This is a genomic window from Pseudomonas sp. SLFW, from assembly GCF_009905615.1.
GTDB classification, from domain to species: domain Bacteria; phylum Pseudomonadota; class Gammaproteobacteria; order Pseudomonadales; family Pseudomonadaceae; genus Aquipseudomonas; species Aquipseudomonas bambusae.
This window is the reverse complement of record NZ_JAAAKW010000049.1, coordinates 1-2,334: the sequence shown is the minus strand read 5'-3', so window position 1 is coordinate 2,334 and position 2,334 is coordinate 1. Positions and strand designations below refer to the sequence as shown.

At 58.7% G+C, this 2,334-nt stretch carries 2 protein-coding genes; both read left to right on the top strand.

Annotation, left to right across the window (positions count from 1 at the left end; genetic code table 11):
• Positions 1-193 precede the first annotated feature (193 nt).
• A complete protein-coding gene (locus GVN17_RS29420; protein ID WP_166598780.1) occupies positions 194-1,300 on the top strand; it encodes an acyltransferase in 1,107 nt (368 codons plus the stop codon).
• Positions 1,301-1,382: 82 nt separating this feature from the next.
• Complete coding sequence (locus GVN17_RS29415) at positions 1,383-2,159, top strand: ABC transporter permease (protein ID WP_166598779.1); 777 nt, start codon at positions 1,383-1,385, stop codon at positions 2,157-2,159.
• The last annotated feature ends 175 nt before the right edge of the window (positions 2,160-2,334 follow it).

Sequence of the window (2,334 nt, the reverse complement as noted above, 5' to 3'; positions counted from 1 at the left end):
GAATTCTACATGGCCCCCCGGCCCCCCGCGCCTTATAATCCCGGTCCATTCGCTCCCACCGATCCTGCTTCATGCTCTGTCACCAGCTTCCGCCTCGCTTGTCGGATGTTTCTGTCAAACCTGCATGTCCAGCGATCACCCCATGGGATGCCGCCTTCAAGACCTGATGTTTCGCGTCATACGGAGATTTAACGTGAAAGGCAGTTCAAAGATCATTTTCGCCAACCAGCTCAGGGGGATCGCGGCGCTGCTCGTCGTGCTGTCGCACCTTGTCTGTGTGTTCTGGCGAGCCAAGGACGCTGTTTCTGCCTACACCGGCGCGCCGCCTGCCGATGGCGACCAACCGTGGATCGGCGCGTTCATCAATGGCGCGTACTGGAATTTCGGCGCGCTGGGCGTTGCGATCTTCTTCACCATCAGCGGCTTCGTCATCCCCATGTCGCTGCACCACACTGGTCGACTGCGGTTTATCGCGGCGCGGTTCTTCCGTATTTACCCCACCTACATCGTCGCGGTGGGGCTGGCGCTGACAGTGGTCTGGCTGTCGTGCCGGTATTGGGGCCATCCCTTCATGTGGGATTTCGGCACCGTGCTGCGCAACATGCTCCTGATTCATACCCTGACCGGCACACCTTCGGTGGACCTGGTCAACTGGACGCTGGCCATCGAACTCAAGTTCTACCTGGTGGCCGCGTTGATCGCGCCGTTGATTCTGGCCGGTCGAGTCTGGCCACTGATTGCCGCGTCGGCGCTAATCTTCGCGGTGAATAAATTCAGCCATACAGCGCTGGGCACCGAAATGCTGTTCGTGAGTTTCATGTTCATCGGCGTGCTGTTCAACTACCTGTTCAACGGGCTGATCAGCCTGGTGCGCTTTTACCTGGCGTTCGTCGTGGTGCTGGGGTTGTTCCTCGGTGGCTGGAATGCCTCGCCATGGCCGGATGCGTTCTGGGCCGTCACGCCCAACTATTTATATGGGCTGATGATCTTCGGCGCCGCCTACCTGCTGAGAAACCACTTCCGCAACTTCCGTTTGTTGGATTTCCTGGCCGACATCAGTTACCCGCTGTACATCGTTCACTCGCTGATCGGCTATTCGGTGATGCGCATCCTCTTCGATCACGGCCTGAAACTGCGGGTGGTGGCGCCCATTACGGCGGCGACGGTGATCGGTGCGGCGCTGATCATTCACTTGTTGGTGGAGCGGCCTTCGATTGCCCTCGGCAAGAAATTCAAGAAGTCGTCCCGTGCGCCAGCGCCTCTCGCGCCGACCGCCGCTGAAACAGGGCCTGCCGCTTAACGTTTCGAGCGTCGCGGCGGGTGTTTTTATGGGGGCAGAGTGCGTATCCTCTGCCCCTTCCTTTTGTACCGGATTTGCCTGAATGAACTGGAACCTGATCGTCAACTTTACCCGCCAGGATCTGATTGACCGTCATTCTGCCTCGATGCTGGGCGCGGCCTGGACCTTTATCCTGCCGCTGATCAACATCCTTATTTTCACCCTGGTGTTCTCGAACATCATGGGCATGCGCCTGGGTGGTCTCGGCCAGGACCTGGGCCGCTGGGGCTACAGCGTTTACCTCGTCAGCGGGCTGTTGGCGTGGAACTGCTTCGCCGCCACGTTGAGCCGGATCACCCAAGTGTTTCATGACAAGGCCCACCTCATCGGCAAGGTGCGCATGTCGCTCTGGACCCTGCCGGTCTACGTGGTGCTGAGCGAAACCGTGCACTACCTGATCGCCACCGGCTTTTTCATGATCTTCCTGATCGCCATCGACTTTCACTTCACGTGGTCATTGCTGTGGTGGATTCCGATCTTCCTGTGCCAGCAATTGTTGGCGTACGCGCTGGGGATTACCTGCGCGATCTTGTCGGTGTTCATGCGCGACATCGGGCAGATCGTGGGCGTGGTGGTGCAGCTGTGGTTCTGGCTGACACCGATTGTGTACGTGGCCAACATCCTGCCGGGGTTCATCCAGCAGTTGGTGGCGCTTAACCCGTTCTACCATCTTGTGCTTGCGTATCGTGCTGCGCTGATCACCGGGGAAATGCCGCATTTGTTGTCGATTGGCGTGCTGGTGGCGTTCTCTCTGGCGTTGCTCAGTGTGTCGATTTTTGTGGGCCGTAAGCTGGAGCGAGACATTCGCGATTTCCTCTAACCTCTAGGAACGCATTTGCCCGCAATAGCGACCTGGCGCTGAACCTGTAGGAGCAACCGGAGCTGTGCGACGGCCGCGAAAGCGGTGTTTCAGGCGAAAGAGATGCAGCGGATGTACTGACCTCTTCGCTGCCGTCGTTCCTCCGGCGACTCCCACGAGTTATGTGGTGTGACGA

Coding starts and splice junctions, on each gene's coding strand:
- GVN17_RS29415 (WP_166598779.1), top strand. CDS start 1,383: ATGAACTGGAACCTGATCGTCAACTTTACCCGCCAGGATCTGATTGAC.